At 52.1% G+C, this 25296-nt stretch carries 20 protein-coding genes, 1 tRNA gene and 1 pseudogene; 8 read left to right on the top strand and 14 right to left on the bottom strand.

The features are described from left to right. From ABJV08_RS06540 to ABJV08_RS06525, 4 genes and pseudogenes are all read right to left on the bottom strand, one after another. Positions 1–456 (bottom strand): annotated as a pseudogene (locus ABJV08_RS06540) (type II secretion system protein GspE); the annotation flags it as partial. A 94-nt stretch (positions 457–550) separates the two neighbouring features. Next, positions 551–3256 carry a TonB-dependent receptor gene (locus ABJV08_RS06535; RefSeq protein WP_348036980.1) on the bottom strand — a complete coding sequence of 902 codons (2706 nt, stop codon included), beginning with the start codon at positions 3254–3256 and terminating at the stop codon, positions 551–553. 73 nt (positions 3257–3329) lie between these two features. Beyond that, the gene (locus ABJV08_RS06530) at positions 3330–4859 is read right to left on the bottom strand and encodes a hypothetical protein (protein ID WP_348036978.1); all 1530 of its coding nucleotides are present in this window, start codon (positions 4857–4859) and stop codon (positions 3330–3332) included. Between the two features lie 351 nt (positions 4860–5210). Beyond that, a tRNA-Cys gene (locus ABJV08_RS06525) sits at positions 5211–5284 on the bottom strand. 278 nt (positions 5285–5562) lie between these two features. On the opposite strand from ABJV08_RS06525, the gene ABJV08_RS06520 reads away from it, so the two are divergent. From ABJV08_RS06520 to ABJV08_RS06495, 6 genes are all read left to right on the top strand, one after another. After that, positions 5563–6192 carry a protein-L-isoaspartate O-methyltransferase gene (locus tag ABJV08_RS06520; RefSeq protein ID WP_348036976.1) on the top strand — a complete coding sequence of 210 codons (630 nt, stop codon included), beginning with the start codon at positions 5563–5565 and terminating at the stop codon, positions 6190–6192. 21 nt (positions 6193–6213) lie between these two features. Continuing rightward, a complete protein-coding gene (locus ABJV08_RS06515; RefSeq protein WP_348036974.1) occupies positions 6214–7677 on the top strand; it encodes a TolC family outer membrane protein in 1464 nt (487 codons plus the stop codon). A gap of 55 nt (positions 7678–7732) precedes the next feature. Continuing rightward, the gene (locus tag ABJV08_RS06510) at positions 7733–8209 is read left to right on the top strand and encodes a DUF2497 domain-containing protein (RefSeq protein WP_348036972.1); all 477 of its coding nucleotides are present in this window, start codon (positions 7733–7735) and stop codon (positions 8207–8209) included. Positions 8210–8264: 55 nt separating this feature from the next. After that, positions 8265–10361: a S9 family peptidase gene (locus ABJV08_RS06505; protein ID WP_348036970.1), complete on the top strand. Its 2097-nt coding sequence runs from the start codon at positions 8265–8267 to the stop codon at positions 10359–10361. Next, a complete protein-coding gene (locus tag ABJV08_RS06500; protein ID WP_348036968.1) occupies positions 10358–11029 on the top strand; it encodes an enoyl-CoA hydratase/isomerase family protein in 672 nt (223 codons plus the stop codon). Before ABJV08_RS06505 ends, ABJV08_RS06500 begins: the two co-directional genes overlap by 4 nt. A gap of 161 nt (positions 11030–11190) precedes the next feature. Beyond that, entirely contained in the window at positions 11191–13923 is a 2733-nt protein-coding gene (locus ABJV08_RS06495) for a valine--tRNA ligase (RefSeq protein WP_348036966.1), read from the top strand. Positions 13924–14028: 105 nt separating this feature from the next. On the opposite strand, the gene ABJV08_RS06490 is transcribed toward ABJV08_RS06495, so the two are convergent. The 9 genes from ABJV08_RS06490 to ABJV08_RS06450 form a co-directional block, all read right to left on the bottom strand. Continuing rightward, positions 14029–14463 carry a hypothetical protein gene (locus tag ABJV08_RS06490; RefSeq protein WP_348036964.1) on the bottom strand — a complete coding sequence of 145 codons (435 nt, stop codon included), beginning with the start codon at positions 14461–14463 and terminating at the stop codon, positions 14029–14031. A gap of 130 nt (positions 14464–14593) precedes the next feature. Then, positions 14594–16297, bottom strand: a complete 1704-nt coding sequence (locus tag ABJV08_RS06485; protein WP_348036962.1) for a DUF87 domain-containing protein — start codon at positions 16295–16297, stop codon at positions 14594–14596. Positions 16298–16399: 102 nt separating this feature from the next. Continuing rightward, positions 16400–17116 (bottom strand): TIGR02186 family protein, encoded by a 717-nt coding sequence (locus ABJV08_RS06480; RefSeq protein ID WP_348036960.1) that lies wholly within the window; start codon positions 17114–17116, stop codon positions 16400–16402. 53 nt (positions 17117–17169) lie between these two features. After that, positions 17170–18084 carry a sulfite exporter TauE/SafE family protein gene (locus ABJV08_RS06475; RefSeq protein WP_348036958.1) on the bottom strand — a complete coding sequence of 305 codons (915 nt, stop codon included), beginning with the start codon at positions 18082–18084 and terminating at the stop codon, positions 17170–17172. A 104-nt stretch (positions 18085–18188) separates the two neighbouring features. Continuing rightward, entirely contained in the window at positions 18189–19070 is an 882-nt protein-coding gene (locus ABJV08_RS06470; RefSeq protein ID WP_348036956.1) for a hypothetical protein, read from the bottom strand. Positions 19071–19320: 250 nt separating this feature from the next. Then, entirely contained in the window at positions 19321–20751 is a 1431-nt protein-coding gene (locus ABJV08_RS06465) for a glycosyl transferase family protein (RefSeq protein ID WP_348036954.1), read from the bottom strand. Positions 20752–20838: 87 nt separating this feature from the next. Beyond that, positions 20839–21282, bottom strand: a complete 444-nt coding sequence (locus ABJV08_RS06460) for a hypothetical protein (RefSeq protein ID WP_348036952.1) — start codon at positions 21280–21282, stop codon at positions 20839–20841. A gap of 4 nt (positions 21283–21286) precedes the next feature. Beyond that, positions 21287–21682, bottom strand: a complete 396-nt coding sequence (locus ABJV08_RS06455) for a hypothetical protein (protein WP_348036950.1) — start codon at positions 21680–21682, stop codon at positions 21287–21289. Positions 21683–21766: 84 nt separating this feature from the next. Continuing rightward, positions 21767–22300, bottom strand: a complete 534-nt coding sequence (locus tag ABJV08_RS06450) for a helix-turn-helix transcriptional regulator (RefSeq protein ID WP_348115073.1) — start codon at positions 22298–22300, stop codon at positions 21767–21769. Between the two features lie 306 nt (positions 22301–22606). Here ABJV08_RS06450 and ABJV08_RS06445 point away from each other — a divergent pair, with 306 nt between their 5' ends. Together ABJV08_RS06445 and ABJV08_RS06440 are read left to right on the top strand one after the other, a co-directional pair. After that, entirely contained in the window at positions 22607–24025 is a 1419-nt protein-coding gene (locus ABJV08_RS06445) for an MFS transporter (RefSeq protein WP_348036946.1), read from the top strand. 5 nt (positions 24026–24030) lie between these two features. After that, on the top strand, positions 24031–24465 hold the full coding sequence (locus ABJV08_RS06440; RefSeq protein ID WP_348036944.1) for an acyl-CoA thioesterase: 435 nt from the start codon (positions 24031–24033) through the stop codon (positions 24463–24465). On the opposite strand, the gene ABJV08_RS06435 is transcribed toward ABJV08_RS06440, so the two are convergent. Further along, on the bottom strand, positions 24462–25286 hold the full coding sequence (locus ABJV08_RS06435; protein WP_348036942.1) for a crotonase/enoyl-CoA hydratase family protein: 825 nt from the start codon (positions 25284–25286) through the stop codon (positions 24462–24464). The genes ABJV08_RS06440 and ABJV08_RS06435 overlap by 4 nt on opposite strands. Between the last annotated feature and the right edge of the window lie 10 nt (positions 25287–25296).

Here is a 25296-nt window from a genome sequence, read left to right as displayed (position 1 = left end):
GCCGGTCTCATAAGGCTCGATATGAATGTCCGAGGCACCCTGTCTTGCTGCCTCTGCAATAATCCCGTTGATCAGTCTGATGGTCGGCGCGTCGTCCGCGCTGTCCAGCAGATCTTCGGCGCTGGGAATGTCGCCGGCTATATCGTCCAACCCTTCCCCCGCCAGCGCCATATCGCCACCAATGTTCTGGGCCATGGCTGCAGCACTGCCGTCCATCGCATAATGATCACTCAGCAGCTTTTCGAACGCCGGGCCGTCGACCAACTCCACGTCAAAAGGCAGTGCCAGATAGCGCCGCACCTCCAGCAAGGCAGATGGATCAGAACCCGCACGCATCGCCAAGGATGCCCGGCCGCCTTCCATCGCGCAGAGCAACAGACCATGGTCACGGGCATAGGAATAGGGGAGAGACAGCAAAGGGGACAAAGCAGGGGTCATCAAAGATTCGCCGCGCATCACAATATCCTTCCGTTGTCATCCACATATTGGATACGGAAATGATGTGACGCAGCGGCGACTCCTTTTTTACACATAGGTTACAGGCTCTGGACTAGAAGTTTAGTCCGATACTCATCGAAAAACGCGTACCGACGTCATATGCGTTATTCAAAATTTGCGTTGCGCCTAAAGTTTGCGACTCACTGTAATTGGTCCCCAGAACGTTCCGTGCTTCGAATTTCAATTCAAAGTCCTGCCCTGCAATGTTTAACTCTTCCCGCAGGACGAGGTCCAGTTGCCATCCAGTCCGTTCGATCAAATCGGGTTGATCCTGCGGCCCCCGTGCGGTGACTCGCGGGCTATTGTACGTGGCCAGAATCGTTTGCTGTGACAGTGGGCCATCTTCCCGTTCCATCCCAAATTGCAAATTCGCCACATGGGTAGATTGGCCAGTCAAGCGGTCACCATTATTAAACAGATTAGAAGCATCCGTTGGCTGCAGCGTTACCGGATTGATCGCTTGATCGCCGGACATCACCTTAATCTTCGACTTGGTATAGGTATAGTTGGCTGCCAACAGCAGGCGACGGTTCTCAAAAAAACTGCCACCCAAATCATAGAGCGGAAAATATTTTACCAACTCGAGTTCAGCACCGTAAAGTTCTCCCGTGGGTGCATTGGAAAACCCGGTGAACAATGTGCCGCCGCCCTGTACAAAGGCCACATTTTCAATTGGATTGTCGATTTCCTTGTAAAAGCCAGCAACCGTAATGCGTTCGCCGCGCCCTATATAATATTCAAAGCGGCCTTCAAAGTTCAGCAACTCGCTATCAGTGAGCTGCGGATTGCCGATAAAGGTACGGTCGGTATCGAGGTCAAGAAACTGCTGCGGCGCAAGTTCCCGGAATTGCGGCCTGGCGACAGTTTTTGATGCAGCCAGGCGGAATTGCATGTCATCAGCAAAATTCCAGGTCAATGTGGCTGCAGGAAGCCAATAGTCATTGGCCAGATTGGTCGCGGCATTGGATGCTCCACCTTGCAATAAGATAGGTGTTACTGATTGCTTAGCATCCTCGTAACGAACACCAACGTTCAAGCGTAACCCCTCACTCAATTCAGCATCAAATTGTCCATAGCCCGCATGAATTTCCAGTTGGGCTGCATAAGCAGGAACCGAAGTCTGTGCGGCAACTTCACGCAATTCGATCTCATGTGTGAAGACGTTATAATCGGATAGCAGAAAGTCGATCCGTTCCTGATCGATCGGATTGGGCAAGCCGTTGGCCGGCACAAATCTAAAGTCCCGACGCTGGGCCTGCCTGTCGTTGAGATAATAATTATATCCGATGGTCAGGTTTACCGGCACACCGATGTTGGTTTCGTAACCCAGATCAGCGCCGGCACCGTAGACGTCATCATTTAGATCGCTAAACTGCACACGGGCTGACTCTCCCGGTGATGTGAGATCATTGACAAAATCCTGCGCAACGATCTTGTCGAAAGCATAGCTATAGGTTCTCTGATAGGGTGCATCCCGCTTGGAGTTCGCCCAGGCCCCGCGAACATCCAATGCAATTTCATCAAACTTGAACTCGCCGACAAATTGGGTGGTGAACAACTGTCGCTCAAACCAGCTCGAGCGACCTTGATTGAGCAAGGTTTCTTCGTCGACGTTGATCGCATCGACTCCAGCCTTGATTGACGCTTCCTTTGACGTGTCGTGAATATAGAGGTTGGTAAAGCGCAATCTATGCTCGCCAAATTCAGCCGACAGACCCAGTAATCCATTGACGATGATGCGATTCTCGGTGGTTACGAAATTGAAATTTTGATCGGGAAGCAGTCCAGCTTCTCCGTTGATATTGACAATTCCCTGCGAAGTTTGCTGGACACCGCCGCGGGTGCGCCAACTGTTGTCGAAACCCGCAGTTGCCACAACACCCACCAAGGCATCAGCCACGTCAAATGATGTTCCTCCAGTAATCTCTGCCGAGAAATTCGCCGGAACATCCATGTTGCGTTGAATGAGATTGGTTTGAGCATTGTTCAAGCTCGCTGCAAAATTCTGTAAATCTGTGCTGGAAAAATCAGTGCCGACGGAAATCGGAATGTTTTTAGCAATAGCCTGAGCAAGGCCGCTCGGAATGTCACGCACGCCATCATCATAGCCGATGAGATCCCTATCAGAACCATCATAGGTATAGCCCAGCTTACCCGTTGTCTCGCTATCACCGCTGACCCCGAATTTGACCTTCAGGAAAGGTTCGTCCGGTGTCGCTTTTGTGGTCAGATTAATTACCCCACCGCCAAATTCTCCCGGGTAATTTACCGAATAACTTTTTTGCACAACCGTCGAGGCGATCACGCTTGTTGGGAAGAGATCGAGAGGCACAACCCGGCGAAGCGGTTCGGGAGACGGCAACGGCAAGCCGTTAAGCAGCGCCAGTGAATAGCGCTCTCCCAGACCGCGAACAAAAACAAACCGCCCACCAACGACGCTAAGGCCAGTTACCCGTTGCAAAGATCCTGCAATATCTCCGTCAGCTGCCCGCGCAATTTCCGCTTCACCCAAAACTGAAACAACCTCAGATGTTGCGCGAATAGGGTTGGGAATATACTTGCCTCGGACAACTATTTCTCCGCCAAAACCGCCGCCAGGTGCTGAAATATCAACATCTGCGTCATCAACAGACACATCGTCAGGTTGTGCTTTGGCCATCGCCGGTTTGTCGATCGCCGTGGTCTGCGCATGTGCCACAGGCGATACCAATGCAGTGCTGAAGAGCAGGCTGGTAATCATCGCTGTCCGCTTCGTCATCGGATCTTCCTTCATAAGATTGAAAATGGGATGGCAAACCAAAACGGCCGCCATCCCACGATAAGGTTGTTGCTCAGCCGATTGTTGGAGCTGTCACACAATCATTGGCGTAAAGACCGCACGTCCAACCCTGGAAACGCGTATCATTCGCATCCTGCACAGCGCCGATGTAGCTGACATCTTCAAAGAAGCTGTTGATCGCGCTGACCGCAAAAGGGGTGACTGCATTTTCCGTAGCCCCGTTGATGAACGGGAATGCCGCGGACGCATTGGCCAGACTAGAGGTTCCTGCTGCCGTGTTATTGGAACCTGCATTGAAGATGGTCTGAATCTGGGCAACGGTGATATTACCATCGTCCACAAATGATGTTGCACAGCTCATGAAGAGCGATTCAAAAACAGGTGGACCATTTTCGTCCGTTCCCGTTGTCTGGATGGTCGTTGCGCTATCAATGTCGATACAAGCAGAAGAGCTGTTGAAAACGCTGTTGTAGAAGGCATAGTCACCTCCACCGCGCAGCAGGATTACATGGTCACCACCGTTGGAGACAAAGGTAACATTGGCAAGCTTGTGATCCTGACGTGGTTCCGCATCTTCGTCGCCATTGGAATCAGCCTCCATAACATGATCACCGCCATTTGCGCGCTGAACTGCGAGAACAAACTGATTATGCCCTTTGAAACCTGAGTCGGAGTCAACCGAATCATCATCAATACCAGTCATGACAAGGTTCTTGCCGTTCACCCGGCCACCGAACCATTCCACACCATCATCGGAACTATTGTGGATTTGGATATTCTGGAAGAAGGTTCCGCTACCCACACCCGCCATCGTGATCCCGTTCAACTCATTGCCGGGTGATACTTCAAAACCCGGATAACGAACCTGGACATAAGACAGTCTGCCGCTGGAATCCGCGGGCAAAGTTCCGCCGTATACTGCATTGGAAGGCCCTTCGACGATCGCCTCACAATCGGTCCGACTTCCACCCGGATTGGATGCGCCACCCGTTGCACAGTCTGAAATCGGGGCACGTCCCAAAATGACGATGCCACCCCATTGACCGATGCTGTCGACACCGGATGTCCCCAATATATTCTGGCGTGACGTGAAGATAATGGGCCTGGAAGCGGTACCTTCGGCAAAAAGCTGAGAGCCACGATTGACCAACAGGAAATCTCCGCCCGAGGAACCGAAAACCGTAACGCCTGGCTCAACTGTCAGGATGCCTTGTGCACCGCCATCAACGCCAACTTCAACGCCTCCGGAAAGAGAATAGACTGTATTTTGGGTGTCTGGCCGCTTCGGCAACACCAGATTGCCCTGAATGATTCCGGAAACCTGACAGTTGCGAGCTTGCTCGCCATTGCCTGTCGTTATCGTGCCAACATTCGCTGTGCCGGTCGGACAATCTGTTGCCGGTGTTCCTGCTGGGGTCGGGGTAGGAGTCGGCGTCGGCGCTGGAGTTGGCGCCGGGGTCGGCGACGGCAGCACGACAATATTACCTTCGCCGGGTGACGCGACATCATCTGCACCGCATGCAGTCACGGCAAGTGCAGCCACACCGGCAAATAGAACGGAACGAAATTGCTTATTCAACATGGGATTGGTCTCCGCAAAAAACTGATTTGATAGATTCAGATCAAACGATGCGGATTCGAATCAACCGCTCCCCATCGCCCTCGGGAAGGGCACTAGGGACAGGACATGACCCACGGATGCTGTTTGAGTGACGCTTCAGAGACTCAATTGTGACGGTTATTTTGCAATGGAGCGCGGACCGACGGATTGACGCGCTTTGGACGAGATCAGGCGAGTCATCTTGAAGAATTTTCTTAGAAAAGAAAACCAGATGCAGTTGTCCAAACTTATACGGGCAGATGCCCAAAGAAGCCTGATAAAAAATAACCAGAGCCCATAGCCAGCAACCGACGATGTAGAGGAAACAGTCTCTGGAGGCCCGACCCGGAATCGAACCGGGGTGCGCGGATTTGCAATCCGCTGCGTCACCACTCCGCCATCGGGCCGGAGAGAGGGCGCGAATTGCTTCGGTTTGCCAAGAAAGTCAACCCAAAGTTGCTACCCCCAATTTTAAGCCAGCATCAACGGGCAAACAGCATCAATTGTCGCGTAAAAGACGCAGTCCTTACAAATTAACATGAATCCATCTTGGCGCACGTGCCAAGGCGGGCTAGAAGCATCCAATTCCATGACATAGTGTATTGTGTTAATAATACAGACGTGGCATGTACATTTGAAAATTCATTGCGAGGATTGACGCTTGGGCCAGGAAAATTTCAAACAAATGCGCAAAGCCATGGTGGAAAGCCAGTTGCGTACGACCGACGTTAGCGATCCTCGCGTTATTGCTGCGATGAACGATGTCGCGCGGGAAGATTTTGTGCCTGCTGCCCAGCGCAGCTTTGCCTATGCCGACCGCGGCGTTCAAATTGGTGAAGGGCGCGCTTTGAATCCGCCGCTTACTACTGGACGCTTAGTGAATGTGGCACATGTCACGAAGGAAGATAATGTGCTTCTGATCGGCGCCGCCACTGGTTATACGGCCGCCGTTTTGGCCCAGCTCGCCGACTCTGTAACAGCGCTCGAACAGAATACGAAACTGGCAACCGTCGCTAAGAAAAACTTGTCAGGCATCGCTGGCGTCAATGTCGAGACCGGTGATCATGCCGGCGGATGGGCTCAATCGGCCCCCTATTCCGTGATCGTCATTGACGGTTTGGTGGAGCAAGTTCCTCAATCCGTGATCGATCAACTCACGCCGGATGGACGAATTGTGGTTGCTGTTATGAATGATGGCGTCTCCCGCCTGGCCCTAGGCCGAACTGCCGGCGAGCATGTCGGCTATCAATATTTTGCCGATTGCGGGGCTTGTGCCTTGCCCGGCTTTGAACAAACTAAAAGTTTCGATTTTTAAGGCGTTCGGGAGAGTATCGAAATGAGTAGTCGTCGCCTTTTCATCGGAACCGCAATACTGGCAGTGCTGTCAGCGCCCGTTCAGGCTGACACGCTCCGCGACGCTTTGGTAGCCGCCTATCAGACCAACCCAACTTTGTCCGGCGCACGCGCTGGCCAGCGAGCGACTGACGAAACCGTGGCTATTGCAAAAGCAGACGGACGTCCGAACGCCACCAGCGACTTTGGTTTTCAAGAAAATTTTGTACGGAGCGCCAATAGCTTCACTGCTCCGTTGCGACAATCCACAGCGGGCGGATCAATTGACGTTCCGATCTATTCCGGTGGCGCTGTCAAAAATGCGATCCGCGCGGCCAGAACAAGAGTGGAAGCGGGTCAACTTGACCTGCGCGCGACCGAAGCCAGCGTGTTTAGCAATGTCGTTGCTACATATATGGATGTCATTCGCGATTCGGCAGTCGTGAAACTCAATCGCGCGAATGTCGGCGTTCTCGCAGTCAATCTGGAAGCTACCAGCGACCGCTTCGAAATAGGCGATTTAACGCGAACTGACGTGGCTCAGTCTGAAGCCCGGTTGGCAATTGCGAAAAGCGATTTGGAAACGGCACGCGCCAGCCTGATCCGCAGCAAAGAAAATTACATCGCTCTTGTCGGCCAAGTGCCAGGGGATTTGGAGCCACCTCCGCCTCTGCCTAATTTGCCTGAAACGCCTGATCAGGCCGTTGACCTGGCAATGGCACATAACCCCGATCTACTCGCCGCTAAGGAGCGCAGTGAGGCCGCTGAATTTGACATTAAATCAGCCCGTGCAGGAAACAAACCAAGAGTTTCGACCTATGCTCAAGGGCGTTATGTCAATTTCCACGGGACACTCGGCGGTAACATACCGGGAACGACTTTCATCCAGGAGCAATCCACGGCTGAAGTTGGAATCAGGGCGACTATGCCAATTTATCAGGGTGGCCGCCCTGCCGCCCTGATTCGACAAGCGCAAGCGCGATCCGGACAAGCTTATGAGCAGTTAATCGCGGTCGAGCGCAATGTGATCGCACAGACTCGCGCAGCCTATTCTAGTTGGCGTGCTTCAGAACGCGTTATTCAGTCCTCCGAGCGGGCCGTAGCAGCCGCAAGCCTGTCGTTGGAGGGTGTCCGCGCGGAAAACTCGGTCGGAAACCGAACCATTTTGGATATACTGAACGCAGAGCAGGAATTGCTAAATGCTCAAGTACAGCTGGTGACGGCGCGGCGCAGCAGCTATGTGGCCGGTTTTTCTTTGCTGGCCGCTATGGGGCGTGCCGAAGCTCAGGATCTTGGCTTGGAAGGCGGTCCGCTCTACGATCCAGATATCAATTACGACCGGGTCGACGATAGCTTTTATGACTATCAAAGTAACCCAAACCCCACACCACAAGCGACCAGAACCGTTGACACTAAGGCGCAAAAAGCGGAGATAGAGCCGTTGCCTGAGATGCCAACGCCGCGATAAGCGATTTGGGGCTAAGTGGTTCCGGCAACGGGAAGCAAGTTTGGGGGTTTTACGGATGGCAGAGCAAAATAGAGAATCGTCGATGGAAGAAATTCTCTCATCGATCAAACGCATCATTGCCGACGATAAGGCGATCGACGTGGACGGTCCTCAGTCCCGCAGAAGCAAGCCAGCATTGCAAGCCGTTCCGGATTCAAAGCCGGTGGAAAAAAAGGAAGAAGTGCTCGAACTGACCAACGAACTGCCAGAACGCGACAATTCGGCTGCCCAGGGCGTATTCGGTGATCGCCGCAGAGAAGAACGGCTCATTGATGATAACAAGCTCGATAGTATGCGCCAATCGCTGTCCGCACTGGTTGAAAAGGAAGCGATCGGGCGACGGGCACAGCCACAACAACCTGGCAATACATCTCTGGAAGATCTGACCCGTGAACTGATGCGGCCGATGATCAAGCAATGGCTTGATCAAAATCTACCGAATCTCGTTGAAGAGCTGGTAACCCGTGAAATTCAGCGGCTGGGCGACAAATAGACCTTTCAAACTAATCCCAATTGCCTTGTCAGGCAGCCGTGCTAAACCATCGGTCATGACAGATTTTTTAAAAACACTCACCGGTTTGCTACTAGCAAGCACTGTTCTTGCCCCAACATTTGCTTCGGCTCGACCGATGTCGGCGGAAGATCTCGCTACGCTGAAACGGATGGGGTCTGTTGCCGTTTCTCCGGATGAGAAATGGGCCGCTTATGATGTTACAGAAACCGATCCCGAGAGCTATGAGCGGTCCAGTGCGCTTTATCTCGTCAACGTTGACGCAAACAATGCCGCGCCAGTTCGTATTGTAGATAAAGCCGGCAAAAGCGAACATAGCCCAGCGTTTGCGCCTGATGGTAGCCTATATTATCTCAGCGATGCCAGTGGTTCGGAACAGCTTTGGCATGCTGATATCTCATCCGACAATAATATTGAGGAACCTGTTCAAGCAAGTGATCTGAAAACGGATATTGCTGGCTTCAAACTTTCCCCCTCCGGAGAAAAAGTCGCGCTGTGGGGTGATATGGCCCGAGATTGCCCAACCTTTGGCTGCGAGCAAAGCGGAAATCGCGCGGAACCCGGTCCAGGAACCGGCCGGGAATATGACGAACTCTTCATCAGACATTGGTCGAGCTGGGAAACGCCGGGCAATTACAGCCGGCTATTTGCTTTTGATCTGAAGGACGGAAAAATTGTCGGCGAAGGCGCAGCGCTAGACGGAGACCTGATCGGCGACAGTCCTTCAAAGCCATTTGGCGGTGGCGAGGAAATCTCCTGGGTTCCAAGCGAAGAAGGCGTTTTTTTCACGCTAAGGATTGCGGATCGCAATGAGCCCAAATCAACCAATCTCGATATCTATGGCACCATGGCCAATGGCGAAGAAACCGTCAATTTTACGGCCGCAAACAAAGCCACCGATACGCTTCCCACCTTTTCGTCCGATGGTGAATGGCTGGCATGGGCTGCGATGAAGCGTCCGGGCTATGAGTCCGATCGCCTCGTCGTGAAGTTGCGCAGCAAGGGCTCCGACGAAAGCGACGCTATTGCCCTGACCAAAGACTGGGACCGCTCTGTCGGTTCAATCGTCTGGACCCCGGACGACAAGAAACTTATTGTAACCGCTCAGGACGTGCTCGATCATCCCGCCTACGCAGTGGACGTAAAGACGGGCAATGTTGAACGACTAACCGCGGGCGGAAATGTCGGGACCACTATTCCCCTGCGAGACGGCTCCCTCATCTACACAATGAACAGCTTACAGGCGCCCACCGATCTATATCGTCGGACAGCCGATGGAACTGTGAGACAACTAACCAACATCAATGGCCACAAACTTCAGGAAATTAATCCGGTTGAAATTCAGCGGTTCGACTTTTCCGGCGCTAAGGGGGAACAGGTCTGGGGCCAAATCATCAAACCCCAAGGCGCGTCAGGCAAACTTCCCATGGCTTTCCTCGTCCACGGAGGCCCGCAAGGCAGTTTTGGCAATAGCTGGTCCAGCCGCTGGAACCCGAAGGTGATGGCATCACAAGGCTATGCTGTCGTGACCGTCGATTTTCATGGGTCGGCTGGCTACGGACAAGAATTCACAGACAGTATTAATCAGGACTGGGGCGGCAAACCCCTGGAAGATCTGAAAAAGGGATATGCAGCGGCTCTCAAAATCGATTTGCAAATAGACGGCGAGCGCTCCTGCGCCCTCGGCGGTTCTTATGGCGGCTATATGATGAACTGGATTGCAGGCAACTGGCCCGATCGCTTCGACTGTCTCGTGAACCACGCCGGGATTTTCGACTTGCGCAGCTTTGCCTTTAGCACAGAGGAATTGTGGTTCGATCAATGGGATCACAATGGCCCGTGGTGGAAACGCGCTGACCCGGAAAAATGGAATCCGATCAACAAGATCGAAAACTGGAGAACACCGACCCTGTTTGTCCACGGAGAAAAGGATTTCCGTATTCCTTACACGCAATCAATCATGCCCTTCACCTATGCTCAGGAAATGGGCATCCCATCCAAGCTTTTGATATTCCCAGATGAAAACCACTGGGTGCTCAAGGGAAAGAACAGTGTCCAATGGCATCGCAATATATTTGACTGGATGGCCAAATGGACATCGGTTGAAACCGAGTCTGAAAGCAAAGCCAAATGACCTATTTCCTGACCGAGAACCGTGATGGCACAATCGTCATCACACTGACCAATGGTGAACGCAATACGCTCAACCCCGATTTACTAGAAGAAGGCACTGCAGCGCTACAAGCTATAGCAAAAGACCCTCCAAACGGGGGTGTTGTCCTGACTGGGGCTGGCGAGCATTTTACCTGCGGCATGGATACAAAAGTGGCTGCGGCGTTGGATGAAGCCGGCCAGAAGAGAGCTGTTGCGGCCATTAACAATTTTGCAGCAGCCCTCCATCGGCTCCCTTGTGCAGTTGTATGCGCAGTCAACGGCAATGCGATTGGCGCCGGCGGGATCATGATGCTCTGCGCCGATTGGATCTACGCATCTACTGGCCATTACAAAATCGGCTTGCCCGAGGCCAAAGCTGGCCTTCCCTTCCCTGCAGTCCCGCAAGCGATACTGGACCATTGGCTGGAACCATCCTGGCGCCGCCGGCTCGCGCTATCGAGCATGTTGCTTCAACCCAATGAAGCCATTGGTGCCGGAATGGTCGAAGCCACCATCATGCCCGAGGATTTGATAAACAAGTCTGTGGCCAAAGCACAAGAAATGAACGCGCAGCCTGGGTTCGCAGCCTGTAAGCGCCAACTTCGAGCCAAAGCCAATGCCGAAATTGATACGATCCTACCGCGCTAGTATACCAAACGGCATCACATGGCAGTCGGTTCAGATTTCAAAACTGCTGGTTTAACCAGAAGCCTGTTCCGGATGTTCTAACCGTCGGTGCAAGATTGCAGTCTTTGATTGGTGACGATTACACTGTTGTCTCGCGCCTAAACCAATGCCAAAGGCTCCTTATGACTTTAGACAAAAATTTCGATCCGGCAGCCATTGAAGCACGCTGGTATGAGCATTGGGAAACCAAGGGATTATTCCGTCCGGACCGCAAGGATGCCGAACCCTATACGATCGTAAACCCACCACCCAATGTGACCGGGTCACTGCATATCGGACATGCGCTCGACAATACGCTGCAAGACATCATCATTCGCCATGAACGATTGAAGGGCAAAGACGCGCTCTGGGTAGTCGGCATGGATCATGCGGGCATTGCGACCCAGATGGTCGTCGAACGCCAGATGGACGAGCGCCAGGAAAAGCGCACCGATTTCTCCCGCGAGGAATTTGTCGAGAAAGTCTGGGAATGGAAAGAAGAAAGCGGCGGTACGATAACCAAGCAGTTGCGCCGTCTTGGTTGTTCCATGGATTGGTCGAACGAACGCTTCACCATGGACGAAGGCATGAACGAGGCCGTCCTCAAGGTCTTTGTCGATCTCTACAATGATGGTCTAATCTATCGCGACAAACGGCTGGTTAACTGGGATCCAGCCTTGAAAACGGCTATTTCTGATTTGGAAGTCGAAACGACCGATACCAAGGGTTCGTTCTGGCATTTCAAATACCCCCTCGCCGACGGCGTGAAGCTGGATGACGGCCGGGACTATATCGAAGTTGCAACAACGCGGCCCGAAACGATGCTGGCCGACATGGCGGTTGCCGTTCACCCAAGTGATGAACGTTACAAGAGCATTATTGATAAGGAAATCGAGCAGCCAATTACCGGTCGCCGCTTCAAGGTTGTTGCCGACGAACATGCAGATCCCGAGCTGGGTTCTGGTGCAGTTAAGATCACACCGGGCCATGATTTTAACGATTTTGAGGTCGGAAAACGCGCTGGTCTCGCTGCAGGCGAGATGCTCAACATGCTCGATGGCGAAGCAAATGTCTGTCAAACTGCAGACGGTCTGGTGCCAGACGAATATATCGGACTGCATCGATTTAAGCGCGATGGTGTAAACGGTGCACGCGAATTGATCGTGCAACGGCTTAAAGAGCTCGGACTCCTGATACCGCATGTTTCCAAGAACAAAGATGGCGAAGAAGTTAAACATGATGCAGAGCCACGCACAATAGCGACGCCCTTTGGCGATCGCGGCGGTGTGGTGATCGAGCCCTGGCTTACGGACCAATGGTATGTGGATGCCGAGACTTTGGCGCAGCCTGCGATCAAAGCCGTGCGCGATGGCAGTATCGAAATTGTCCCCAAGACTTGGGAGAAAACCTGGTTCAACTGGATGGAGAACATCCAGCCATGGTGCGTTTCCCGGCAACTCTGGTGGGGCCACCAGATTCCCGCATGGTTTGACGAAGATGGCAAAATCTATGTAGCTGAAGATGAAGCAGCAGCGCAGGCGCAAGCGGGAGACGGAGCCAATCTCACGCGTGATCCCGATGTCCTCGACACATGGTTCTCTTCTGCGCTCTGGCCCTTCGGCACGCTCGGCTGGCCGGAGAAAACCGAAGACCTTGAACGTCATTACCCCAATGACTTGTTGATTTCGGGTTTTGATATCCTGTTCTTCTGGGATGCACGGATGGCGATGCAAGGCATTCAGTTCATGAAAGAAGTGCCTTGGAAACGGCTCTATCTTCATGGGCTGGTGCGCGCCGAAGATGGTTCGAAAATGTCCAAATCAAAAGGCAATGTCGTCGATCCGTTGGGGCTTATTGAACAATATGGTGCCGATGCACTGCGCTTCTTCATGGCGGCGATGGAAAGCCAGGGCCGCGACATCAAAATGGATGACAAGCGCGTTGAAGGCTATCGCAATTTCGCAACCAAGCTTTGGAATGCATCCCGTTTTTGTGAAGTTAATGGCATTGGCGCTAGCAAGACACTTGCCGCACCGGAAGCCGCCCTACCCGTCAATCGCTGGATCATTTCGGAAGTCATCGAGACCCAGCAAGCTCTAGATAAAGCACTGAACGACCTGCGTTTCGATGCTGCGGCAAACACAATTTATCACTTCACCTGGGACCGGTTCTGCGACTGGTATCTCGAATTGATTAAGCCACTGTTGCAAGGGGAAGATGCAAGCGCTGCGGATGAAACCCGTCTGGTTGCCGGTTGGGTTCTCGACCAGATCATCGTGATGCTACACCCGTTCATGCCGTTCATCACTGAAGAGCTATGGCAGGCGATGGCCCAAGAAAGAGGTGGCCGAAGCTATGACTTGATCGTCGCAAAATGGCCTGCGCCGAAAGCGGCCGTTGATAGCGAAGCAAAAGCCGAAATTGATTGGTTGATCAAACTTGTGTCGGAAGTGCGTTCCACCAAAGTCGAACTTAACATTGCTCCTGGCACCAAAATGACCGCGCATGTTCGGGATGGTGATAAGAGTCTGCAGGCCAAGATAGTCCGTCAAAATGCAGCATTGGATCGAGTTGGTCGTCTGGAAGCTATATCTTTCGATCCCGCTCCGGAAGGCGCTTCGGCGCAGATCGTCGTCGACGGGGCAACCTATGTGCTACCGCTGGCCGGTGCCATCGACATTGATGCCGAGAAAGGCAGGCTGACCAAGGCGCTTGAAGCCTCCCAAAAGGAAGCAAAATCGCTTTCCGGTCGCCTCGGTAATCCCAATTTTGTTGAGAAAGCCAAACCGGAAGCGGTCAACAAAGCCCGAGCCGATTTGGCGGATAAAGAAGCCGAGACAGAACGCTTACAGTCAGCGATCGACCGTTTGGGCTAATTCCGCTCTTGCGCAGACAGCTGCTCATAAGAGACCGCTTTGGCTTCGAAAACCATTAAAGACGGGAGCCTTGTTACCGCGGGCTCCCGTCCCCAGATATCGCTGCTAGTTAGCATCACCGCGTCGCATTCTTTCTGCACCGGCTCGCATTTTCTGCGCACCCAGCCGCATTTTTTCAGCGCCACGCCTCATTTTGGGCGCACTTTTTAGCAAGTCCTGCGCTGTGATTTTCTCGTCTTTCCACTCACTCTGCCGAGCAGCCTCACGTTTGCGGAATTCGGCATCTTGCTCCAGCCGATCAGCATAAGCCTCCAACTCGTCGGCGCCGCGGAGCATCTCGTCAGCCCCTTGCTCCATGCCGATGGCACCTTCAGCCAAGCCCGCTATAACCTGGGCCTTGATCTCGCTCGCAAGCTCTGCGCTCCATTCTGAGTTAAATTTGCGCTCAGTATCCCGCGCATGGCTTGCCATCGCTGGTAATATTGTTGCAACGGCAAGCCCTAGCCCGGCAAGCAGCCGAAAATTACGATTATCAAGCATCGAATACTCCATTTCAGTATGCCTCGCTGAATGCGCGGCCTAATGACTACGGATGTAATCGATATCAAAAACTTTGATACGAACTATCGATTAACGGCCAATGGCAATGGACCAACAGCCCCATCAAAAATTACCGGCCTTGTGATCTCCAGCGTTTGATAACCCGCTGAATGATTTCTTCTTCGCCACCATGTTCTCGCCACAGGTCTGAGAAGACTGGGTCTTCCGAAGCCGGGCGACGTTCTTCCGCCAACGTATCCAACGAAACGCGGATCGGAATCGCGACACCTTCACCACAGCAAATAACCTCCCGGTTACGCAAAGCAGGGATAGAGTCGAGGAAACCACGCGCGCCTTCCGGCATCGCCGCTTTCACGAAAGCCTGATCTCGATCATTGTTCAGACGCATCGACAAGATTGTGCCGCATTGTGAGAGCACGCCTTCCGCCAGATCGGATGGCCGCTGGGTAATCAGGCCCAAAGAGACCCCATATTTCCGGCCTTCTTTGGCAATACGGCTCAGGATATCACGAACACTGCTTTCCTCGGCGACATCATCATTAGGAATATATCTATGCGCTTCCTCGCAAACCAAAAGCATTGGCCGCTGCGGTTCATTTCGAGCCCAGATTGCATAATCAAACACAAGACGACTGAGGACCGAGACCACAGTTGGTGTAACTTCAGACGGCATGGCCGAAACATCAATAATCGAAATTGGTTTGCCTTCGGCCGGTAGGCGAAAAATCTTTGAAAGAAAGGCCGCCATAGTGTCGCCGACAAGCATACCGGAAAACATGAAACTAAAACGCGGATCAGCCTTAATCTCATCAATTTTGGATTTAAGCCGCTGGTAAGGAGCACTGTTCGTTGACTTATCGAGTTTCCCCATCTCATTCTGAAGAATACCTGTCAGATCTGAAAGCAAATAGGGAACCGGGGAATCCACCGTGAGCTTAGCAACACCTGCAGATGCCTGATTTTTGGCTTTGGCTGCAAGGAGGCATTTTGCGAGAATATCACAATCCATCTGCTTGGCATCGCCTTTCGATTGGACAAACACCTCGCAATGCTCACGAAAGTTCATCAACCAATAAGGCAGGTTGAGGTTATTCACATCAAACAACTTACCGTTGTCTTTGAAGGCTGCAGAATATTCTCCATGCGGGTCGACCATGATTATGTGACCCTCGGGGGCAAGGTCGCAAATCTTGTGAAGGATCAGAGCCGCAGAAGTGGACTTACCAGTACCTGTAGAACCCAACAGGGCGAAGTGCTTTCCGAGCATTGCATCAACATATAATGCACCACGGATATCATCCGTCGGATAGACAGTCCCGATTTCAACATTGGCGCGACCATCTGACGCATATACCTGTTTCAGATCGGCCGTAGTCACCGCATAGACCAAAGAGGCGGGCGTTGGGTAACGGGTCACACCGCGTCGAAAATTATATATATGTCCAGTCAGTTGCTCTTCGTCACCTTCACCAAGAAAATCGATTTCGGCAATCACCAGCCCCGATTGTCCTTCATAGAGCTTTTGGGTCCTGATATTGGCTAGCAACCAGGTCTGACCGACGCGGATTTTAACCTGACTACCCACCTGGCCAGCCATTCTGATGGTAGGATCAGGATGCTCCAGCAGTCCGGTAAGAACTGACGAGTCCAGGACAATTTTAGAGCCCGAACCGGCAATTTCGATCACTTCACCGATTTTGTAACCTTCGCTGCGCTTTGGAGCGGCGCCGCCGCTTCCATCACTCTGAGTTCCATCTGCTGAAACCGAGGTGGGTGCAGTTGCGGGGAAGTTGTGGGATCCCATGTCCGACATTACCGTTTTTCCTGTTTTACTGGTCAAAACACGGGATTAGGCGATCATGGTTAAGGAAAGTTTACTCTTCATCCGGTACAACTATATTATCGGCCGATAGCGTCACATTTTGCGGAACAAATAACCCGCAGACCATCCGAGGAAAACCGATATAAAAACGGCAATCAGACCATAGAGAAATCCGTTCTCTTGAGAGAGGTTGGTGATAAATCGCCCCATTCCCGTTTTCTCAATGGTAATTTCTTTAACCTCGGCCGCCTCTACGCGACCATCAAGAATGAGAAAAGTTTCTGCCGTATAGTCGCCCACAGGCACGCTCGCTGGCAAATTTATCCGAGCCTGATACAAGACACTATTGGTAATCTTGACGCTATTGGGCAGCTTCTTAAACAGACTGCCCCGCGAATTGAGGTCCACAAGTCCATCAACGAAACGATCTAGTTTCCGGCTATCAATCGCTCCGGCGGGAGAAAGCTGCAAATGGTCCAATCCCAATTCATAGATATCTGCCGTTTTCCCGTCGACAATCTCCTCAATCGGATTGGACGAAGCAACTGCGTAAAATCCGGGAGCGGAACGGAATTCGCTGCTCGCTGCATTGATCCAGATCCCGGCAATTTGTTGTTTCTCGCGAACGACAATCGATTCAACAGGCCCCTTCAAGACCACAACAATATCAGCCTGGTCGGAATTGCGAGTACCCGGTGGATAGGTAATCGCTCCGAACAGCAACAATTGCGCGCCGTTAAAATCACCTCTGATACTGATCCGATCCTGCGAGACTTCAGGAACCAGAACCGGTGTAGCTCCCAGGGTCAAAGTTGCGATTCCAAACACTGCTAACAGTCGAATCAAAGGGATGTGGAAATGTCTCACAAGAGTTGCACCGTATAAATCTCGTCCGGCTGGAATCCCAAGCCCAACATCATACGCAATGCAACGAGCAGCACCATCGTCGCCAAACTTAACCGTAAATATTCAGGACGCATCCGTTGCGCAAATTTTGCGCCCAATTGCGCTCCTGTCACGCTGCCCAAAAGCAGCAAAGAGGCCAAGACAATATCCACCGCACGCGTAGTCATACTGTGCATCATCGTCGATGCGATAGTGACAAACAATATCTGAAACAATGAAGTTCCCACAACCACTTGCGCCCCCATGCCCAGCAAATAGAGCATGGCAGGCACCATGATGAAACCTCCGCCGACACCCAGCAACATCGTTAGAATACCGGTGAGCAGGCCGAGCACAAATGGTGCGATCGGGGAGATATAGAGACCGGAGCGATAGAAACGCCATCGAAATGGCAGGTTGGCAACCAAGGGATGATGCCGCCGCTTTCGTGCGGGTAGCGGTTTGCCAGCGCGCAATGCTCTCACGCTCTGTAGGGATTCTTTGAACATCAGGCCGCCGATGCTGGATAACATCAGGACATATAATACATTGATGACCGTATCTATCTGCCCCCATCGCTGCAAAATTTGAAACAGGCCGGTGCCAATTATTGTGCCAACAATACCCCCTACCACCAAGATTGCCCCCATACGAAAGTCCACTCCCTTGCGGCGCATATGGGCTGCAACGCCAGAAATACTGGCGCCGGTAACCTGAGTCGATGCTGAAGCAGCAGCCACTGTCGGAGGTATGCCGTAGAAAATAAGCAACGGAGTGGTCAGAAAGCCGCCGCCGACGCCAAACATTCCAGACAAAATACCCACCAGCCCCCCGAGAAGGACAATGACGAAAGCATTAACCGAGAGACTGGCGATTGGCAGGTAAATGTCCATATAGCCAAGGGACTAATCTCTTTTTGTTGCGGGATAAAGAGCGTTACCATATGAAAGGCGAGAAATCGGTCCTTTTGCCGAACAACAGCAAAAAACAGGGCGGTTCAAAACCCTGATGAAACGGTTATCGCCAATCCGCTTTCGGGCTGGGCGTTGCCGACAACTCGAAACCGCCAGTCAACGGCTATCCGCGCTGATACGGAGCCAAGAGGCATTTCAAAATCAGCCCTTGGTCCAATGTCCACTCTGGCAATATCGCGTTGGCCACCAGCCCAAACTCCAGCGCCGATGGCAAGTTTCTTGCGATCATGTTCAACGATCGACCGTTGTAAAGTCGCAGAGCCATCATAAAAATATGTTCCGGTCTTGCCACCAACATACCCTGCCTGACCGTAAGTCTCGAACGTTAGCTTTTCGATGATCCTTTTTGGGTTCGTTCCTCCCGCAACAAAAACGGCCACCCCTTGATCGCTGCCTGAATCCAAACCGAACCTTTTTTCGGCATAGAGAGAAAATGGTATGCTGTTCATGGGGCGGACTCTCATGCCAAAAGCCACTTCCTCTTGTCTTAACGGCGCCAGCGCGGCGGTGACACGAGCATAGGCCAACACATCGGGACGGGGTTTCCTAGTTATAGGATAAGATAACATCATTCCGACTTGGCTACCTCCATATTGACCATTGGATATATTGGGGCTCCCTATCCGTTCACTCGAATTTATGTCTCGAGTGGCTTGCCGCACGAAGGTCCAAAAATAGCTCTCGAGTCTTTTATCCGGACGGCGTTGACTTGGTTTTTGCGATGGTGGTGCATGGATCACAATTTCCGGTGAAGCTTTGTGAACTGCCTCAAGAAATCCATCAGGAATATAAGGCGTTGCATCAATCCTCGATTGGATTGCCTGATGTCGAAGACGAGGCATTGACACAATCGGATCCATGTCCCTCGTTTCATTGTTTCTGACTGGCCTGTCGATCAGCATCATGACATTCTGGCCTTGCTTAGGATTGCTAGGAAACCCAATGGCCCCGCCATCGCTACATCCTGTCAAACATGGTCTTTGAGATTCTCCTTCTAGAACGCTGTCGGCGAATGTTTCCCTAGCTTGAAGTGGCTTCTTTGGCCCAGTGTCGGGATTATAGGGGACATTCCAGACAATGATCCGCATCAATATCCAGAACATAGCCAAAGCGCCAATCGCCCGGATCGGAGCACCGGCAGTTGTCGAACGCAATTTATTGACTCCGTTCACGAACGGAATGCTGTGTTCTCAGCTCTCTAATATTCTCAGCTTCAGGATAGAAGTGGCGGGTCTTTTCCCAAGTTGCGGGATGCCCGGCAAGATGGTCAATGTAATGACCAATGGCTCGCCAGGATGCCAGGATATTGATCAGATTGGCCACGATGGTCCGCGGGACTGATAAGATGGCTTCGCGCAAACCGTAAAGTGCGAAAACAAAGTAACATTTTGATATGATCCGCCAAACGAGAAGCCCCGCATTGATGAAAAGCAATATTCTAAGAAATTGGGATACCGGTTGGACGCTATGCACACCTAAGATTTGCGCGACTAACAGCAAAATGGTCAAAATTACGGCAAAATAAGCAATGGCGAGAACAATCGCGGCTAAGCTCGCCTTCCGATCGCGGAGTCGCATCCAGTTCTCTCGCCAATTGTCTTTCCAGCCTAGCCTATCCCATCCAGACAAAGATATTCCCGCCATCCACCGGCTTTTCTGCCTAATCGCATCGTCCAACTTGTCCGGAAAAAACTCCTGCGTCGCGACAAGTTGCCCGTGCTGATCACGCAACCGCGCAAAAATGCCACGGGACTTCCCACTCGTCAGATTGAGACCCAATTCATAATCTTCGGTCATACTCTCCGCATCGAAAGGCTTTCCCTGCGTTTGGAGAGACAAGTTTAGCAAGCCATCCCGAGCAAAAGCGCAACCGACACCAGCAGAAGGAATTGAAGCCCCCAGTGCCTCGCGCATGACCATTTGCTTGCCGTGCAATTCGGCAAACTCATCGCCGTAGTGACCCGCAATCCAGCGCGATCCATTCGCTCTGCGAGGAATAACCGGCAGCTGAACCAATGCCGCTCGACCAATCAGATGTTCAAAAAGCTTCAACGATTGCGGATGAACAAGATCTTCTGCATCGTGCAGAATAACGGCAGCATAGTTTCGCATTTCTTCGACTTCATCTCTGCAAAGAGCAGCCCAGAGATGATTGAGGCAATCCGCCTTCGTTGTCGGCCCATTGTTGTGGCAAATGACGAGACGGACCTTAGCTGTTCCAGAACATGCAGTTGCAACCGCCGCGACGGTTTCAGAATCATTTGGATAGCAACCGACATAAATGCGATATTCGGTCGATGTCCATTGCTGCAAACATCGTTGCAACATCGCGCCGATAACAGGCGCTTCTTGCCATGCAGGTACAAAAATCGCCAATCTACGGCCGGATTTAGAGCCTTTTAGGCTTTCTGCCGTTGCCCGCTCGTGTCTCGAATAGACAAAAAATTTGCGTTTTAACCGATGAACGATCCACATCCCGTCAAAAACCAGATCGTCGATCGAACCGATAAGGAAACATAAGCTCGCAAAGAGCAGTAGTTCCTTTTGGAGAAAGTCAAGAAACAGCAGAATCGGATCAATTGCCATGGCCATACTCCGAGATTTGCGGAAGCAGTGCTTCTGCAGAAAGTGAAAGAAAGGACTCAAACACTGCTGGTCGGCTAGGCTTGGTGGTCAGCCGGAATCAAGCTCGCGACCTGGAGGGCTTTCTACATGTTCGCAGGAGCCGATCGCCAGGGCCAGTAACATTGGGAAAGCCCAGAATGCTGAGCCAGCAGCGAAAGCCCATGGGGTGGTTTGTGGTGCAATTGTCATCGCAAAATGAACGCATATCGTGAGCAGATGAAAGGCGGTTGCCCACATCGGCCAAAAACGGTCGGATTTTAGTACCAAGTGAATCAACGCAAAAAGTATAGCGATCTCAATGACAAATATACCGACCTGCCCACCCGGCCATGACATCCCGAACAGCCTAGCTGCAGCCAACGTCGATAAAGACCCGACTGTCATCATAGCCGCTCCATAAAATTCGATCCGGCCACCGCGGAAAATTGCATATCCACAGCAAATGATGAGGAAGGTGTAATAGATATAGGCCCAGAACATATTGAGGATCACAGTGTTATGGCTTTCTCGAATAGCATTTCCGTTGCGGATCAATTGTCGGTTGATTGGGAAACATGGTCAGCCAACGGGACGATTTTTCAGCCTTGTGGCTCGCCAAAACAGCCGGGTTCGCGCCATCGCTTTTCGGAGCAGTTGCCTGCAATCTAGATGTATCACGCGTGTCTACTGAGCGGTTGAGGGTGGCAAACGATTGCCTTCCCGCTCCCAATAATGCGGAGAATGTCTTTGTGGTCTGCATGAATGCGTTCTGGCCAACAATTGCACGCGTTCGCGCTTCAGGCACAAAACTGACGGGCTCAGCCATGTTGCACGTAGCCGGATCAACGGCCTGCTTTGCTTCGAATAATCTTGTCGTCCAATATTCTGACGCATTGCATCGTTTTTTCAACATGATAATTCCTTTCGCGAGAAACGGCGTCTCGCGCTTTGAAAAGCTCCATTGTCAACGATCGCTTGGGTGGGCCCGAATGGTTGCCTATCCTCTAAGCCGCGATAGGGCTTCTAACCCTGCGATTAGCCAGCCGAAAGACAAGGCGGCTCCAATCGCAATCGCTATAGTCCATCCTATCCGCTCGACAGCACCGAGATCATTTTTCTCGCCACGCAAGCGCGGAATGGGAAGACGACGTCGGGTTCCAGTTAGCTCAAGAAAAATACCAGGACCGCCGCCATCCGCATTTAAAACATTATCCTTTGAACCTAAACTCTCGCTGTCGGTCCTTGTCGTTGACCGTCCCAGTTTCCCGATTTTCTGTTCAGGCTCAACAGCTGGCGATTGATATATCAATGGTTGATACGTTCCTTCTGGATCCAGCAAGGCAAATTTTCGCGCCGCCTCAAAACGCGATTGCACATTTAACACACGCAGAGCGGTGCGAAGGCGTTGATCAACAGTATGAGGCGACACGCCCAATTCTCGTGCAATCTCTTTGGAATTGAGGTTCGCCAGCACCAGCCGCAAACATGCACGCTGGCCATCGTTTAGTCCGTCCAACTCAGAATTCGTCATGTCGACATCGGTCCACAAAATCGCGTGTCTGGAGATTGAACGGGTCGAATTTCGACTTCAGATTCAACTCGAAAAACTACATTGGATTGCAAAAAACATGCTCTGCCTGCCATGCCTGCTCCCTGATCATAATTATGTGACACGACTATACTTAATGTTACATTATCAGAAGCTCAACATTTCATAAAGCCTATTCAACTTTCGTGATCCTGCCGTTGCCAACATAAGTTCCGATGAAAATTGCTATAAAGTCCGCTGGACTTGCAATGGAGTTCGGGCCATCACTACAAAAAAAATGGAGAGCATATGAACGCGACACAGGCACAGGCTGCGACCAACACAGGACAAGCCTACCGATCCGATGGTTATCGTAACTACGTGATCATCTCGTTGATGCTTCTCTACACGCTCAATTTCATTGACCGCATATTGATCGGGGTTGTGGCCCAACCTATTATCGAAGAATTCAAACTGCAGGATTGGCAATTTGGATTGCTGTCCGGCTTTGGATTTGCACTCATGTATACCGTCATGGGCATTCCAATCGCTCGACTTGCGGAACGAATGAATCGTGTCAGGATCATAGCGGCAAGCGTTATCCTATGGTCACTCATGACGGCTTTGTGCGGCATCGCGGGCAGTTTCATAGCTTTACTCGTCTTTCGTATTGGCGTTGGAATAGGCGAAGCAGGGCTTACACCCGCCGCGAACTCCATCATCTCCGACTATTTTCCACCCCGCAGTCGCGCCCGCGCGATTGCGATCTATACTATGGGGATTACACTGGGAGGGGTTTTGGCCAACGCGTTCGGGGGACCTATTACCGAAATGTTCTCTTGGCGCGAAGCCTTCTTGGCGCTCGGCATTCCCGGAATTTTGTTCGGATTGATCTTCCTGTTCACGGTTGAAGAGCCGCCTCGTGGCTATGCCGACCCCCCGACGGCAGTGAAGCCGACAAAAATGGGCATGGTCGACACAATCAAGGAATTGTCCGCGAAACGGACGTTTTGGGTCAATATGATCGCGGCTGCCTTGGTTGCCTTTGTGGGCTATGGCGTCAGCAATTTTCAGGTTGCATTCTTTCAGCGCGTGCACGTCATGTCGATCTCTGAAGTTGCGCTTCAAATAGCCGTGCCACTGGGCCTGGCGGCGTCATTTGGCGCTTTCATGACGGGCTATCTGACCGAACGGATGAGCATCCGTTTTCCCAACGTGGTCGCCTGGTTGCCTGGGATCATGCTTATCGCCTGTGCGCCCTTATATTGGATTGGGTTCACCACCGACAATGTGCCTTTCGCGCTATCAGTGCTGCTGGTCGCGGCAGCCCTTCATTATGGTTATCTGGGCGCGCAATATACAATTTGCCAAGGCGTCGCGAGCCCGCAGTCGAGAGCGACGGCCGTTGCCCTTTTCCTGTTCATCGTCAATCTGATCGGCTATGGCTGCGGCCCGCTGGTGATGGGCATATTGAGTGATGTCCTGATGAACGCAGAACTTGCTAGCTCACAGTTTGCTGCTGATCTGACCGGCCAGATATGCAAAGGCAAACCGGAAGAACTGATTGCAGCATTGGGCTCGGCAAAAGCTGCAACCTGCCTCTCTGCCAGCGCTGAAGGGTTACGCTGGTCGATGATCTACATCGTCAGCATATTTATTATCGCTGGCGCTATGTATGTCTATGCATGCAAGACCTTGCAAAAAGACCTCGTTGCGAAGATGAGCTAAGCGATATGGCCCGTCCTGAACCTTGGCAGCTTGACCCTGCCAACTATCCCGTATCGCTTGTCACCCAGACGCGCTTTCAGGATATCGATCCCAACCGGCACCTCAACAATGTCGCCTTTGCGACCATGTTCGAGAACGCCCGCGTGCGCTTCAACCGCGCGCTTCGGCCATGGACCGACCGACCGAAGAACGAGCGGAGCATGGTCGCAGCGATCACCATCAATTATCTTCGGGAGGGACAATTTCCCGATGATGTCGAGGTCAGTTCGGGCGTCAGCAAAATCGGCACGTCCAGCTATGTCATCGCGCAGGCCATGTTCCAGAACGGAAAATGTATTGCCACCTGCGATGCGACCATCGTCTGCCGCACCGATGGTGAAGGCAAGCCGCTGCGCCAGGCCGTGGTTGATGAACTTGAGAAAATGCGGACGAAAAACTAGTCCACAAAATTCGCGGCACGTTTCTGCATGAAAGCCATGACCGCTTCCACCTGATTGGGTGTCCGGCTGACTTTGTCCTGACCGATCGATTCCATCATCAATATCTCGTCTTCGTTCATATCCGGCAGCTTATTGATCAGATCTTTCGCAATCTGGACCGCTTGTGGATGTTTGCTCGCAATCTCCTTGGCGATTTCCATCGCTTTGGCATGGGGGTCATCGGACAAATGGGTAACGAACCCCAGTTCCTTGCCCTCTTCACCGGTAAATATCCGGTTGGTGTAGGTCAGCTCGCGCAAGATGTCGTCGCGGACAAAGCTGCGCCAGGTGGTGTAGCTGCCCATATCAGGGATCAAGCCCCAGCGCATTTCCATGATCGACATTTTCGCATCCGGCGCAACCACACGGATATCCGCAGCGCTCGCAAATTGCAGGCCGCCACCGATGCAAGGGCCATGGATCGCCGCGATAACCGGCGCTTTCAATTTGCGCCACAGCAGCACGATATGCTGATATTTATTGGCATTTCCAAAGGTGCGGTCGGTCAACGTGTTCGCCAGAGGGGACTTCTCCCCATCCTTGCTTTCCTCTGATGCCGCAGCAGCCGATGCAGCAAAGCTGCCCATATCAAGACCCGCGCAGAAAGCCTTTCCTTCGCCGGACAATATAATCGCTCTTATACCCTCCATCGCCGCCAGCTTTTCACCCGCTTCCACGATCGCATCAATCTGCTCGCCATCCAGAGCGTTCATTTTCTCCGGCCGGTTAAAGCGAACATCAGCGATATGGTCTTTGACAGTTATGGTTACGCGTTCTGACATGGACAGGCTC

It is taken from the genome of Parasphingorhabdus sp. (genome assembly GCF_039982395.1).
GTDB lineage: Bacteria > Pseudomonadota > Alphaproteobacteria > Sphingomonadales > Sphingomonadaceae > Parasphingorhabdus.
Note: the sequence above shows the minus strand (reverse complement) of the source record. Positions and strands in the feature narration are given on the sequence as shown.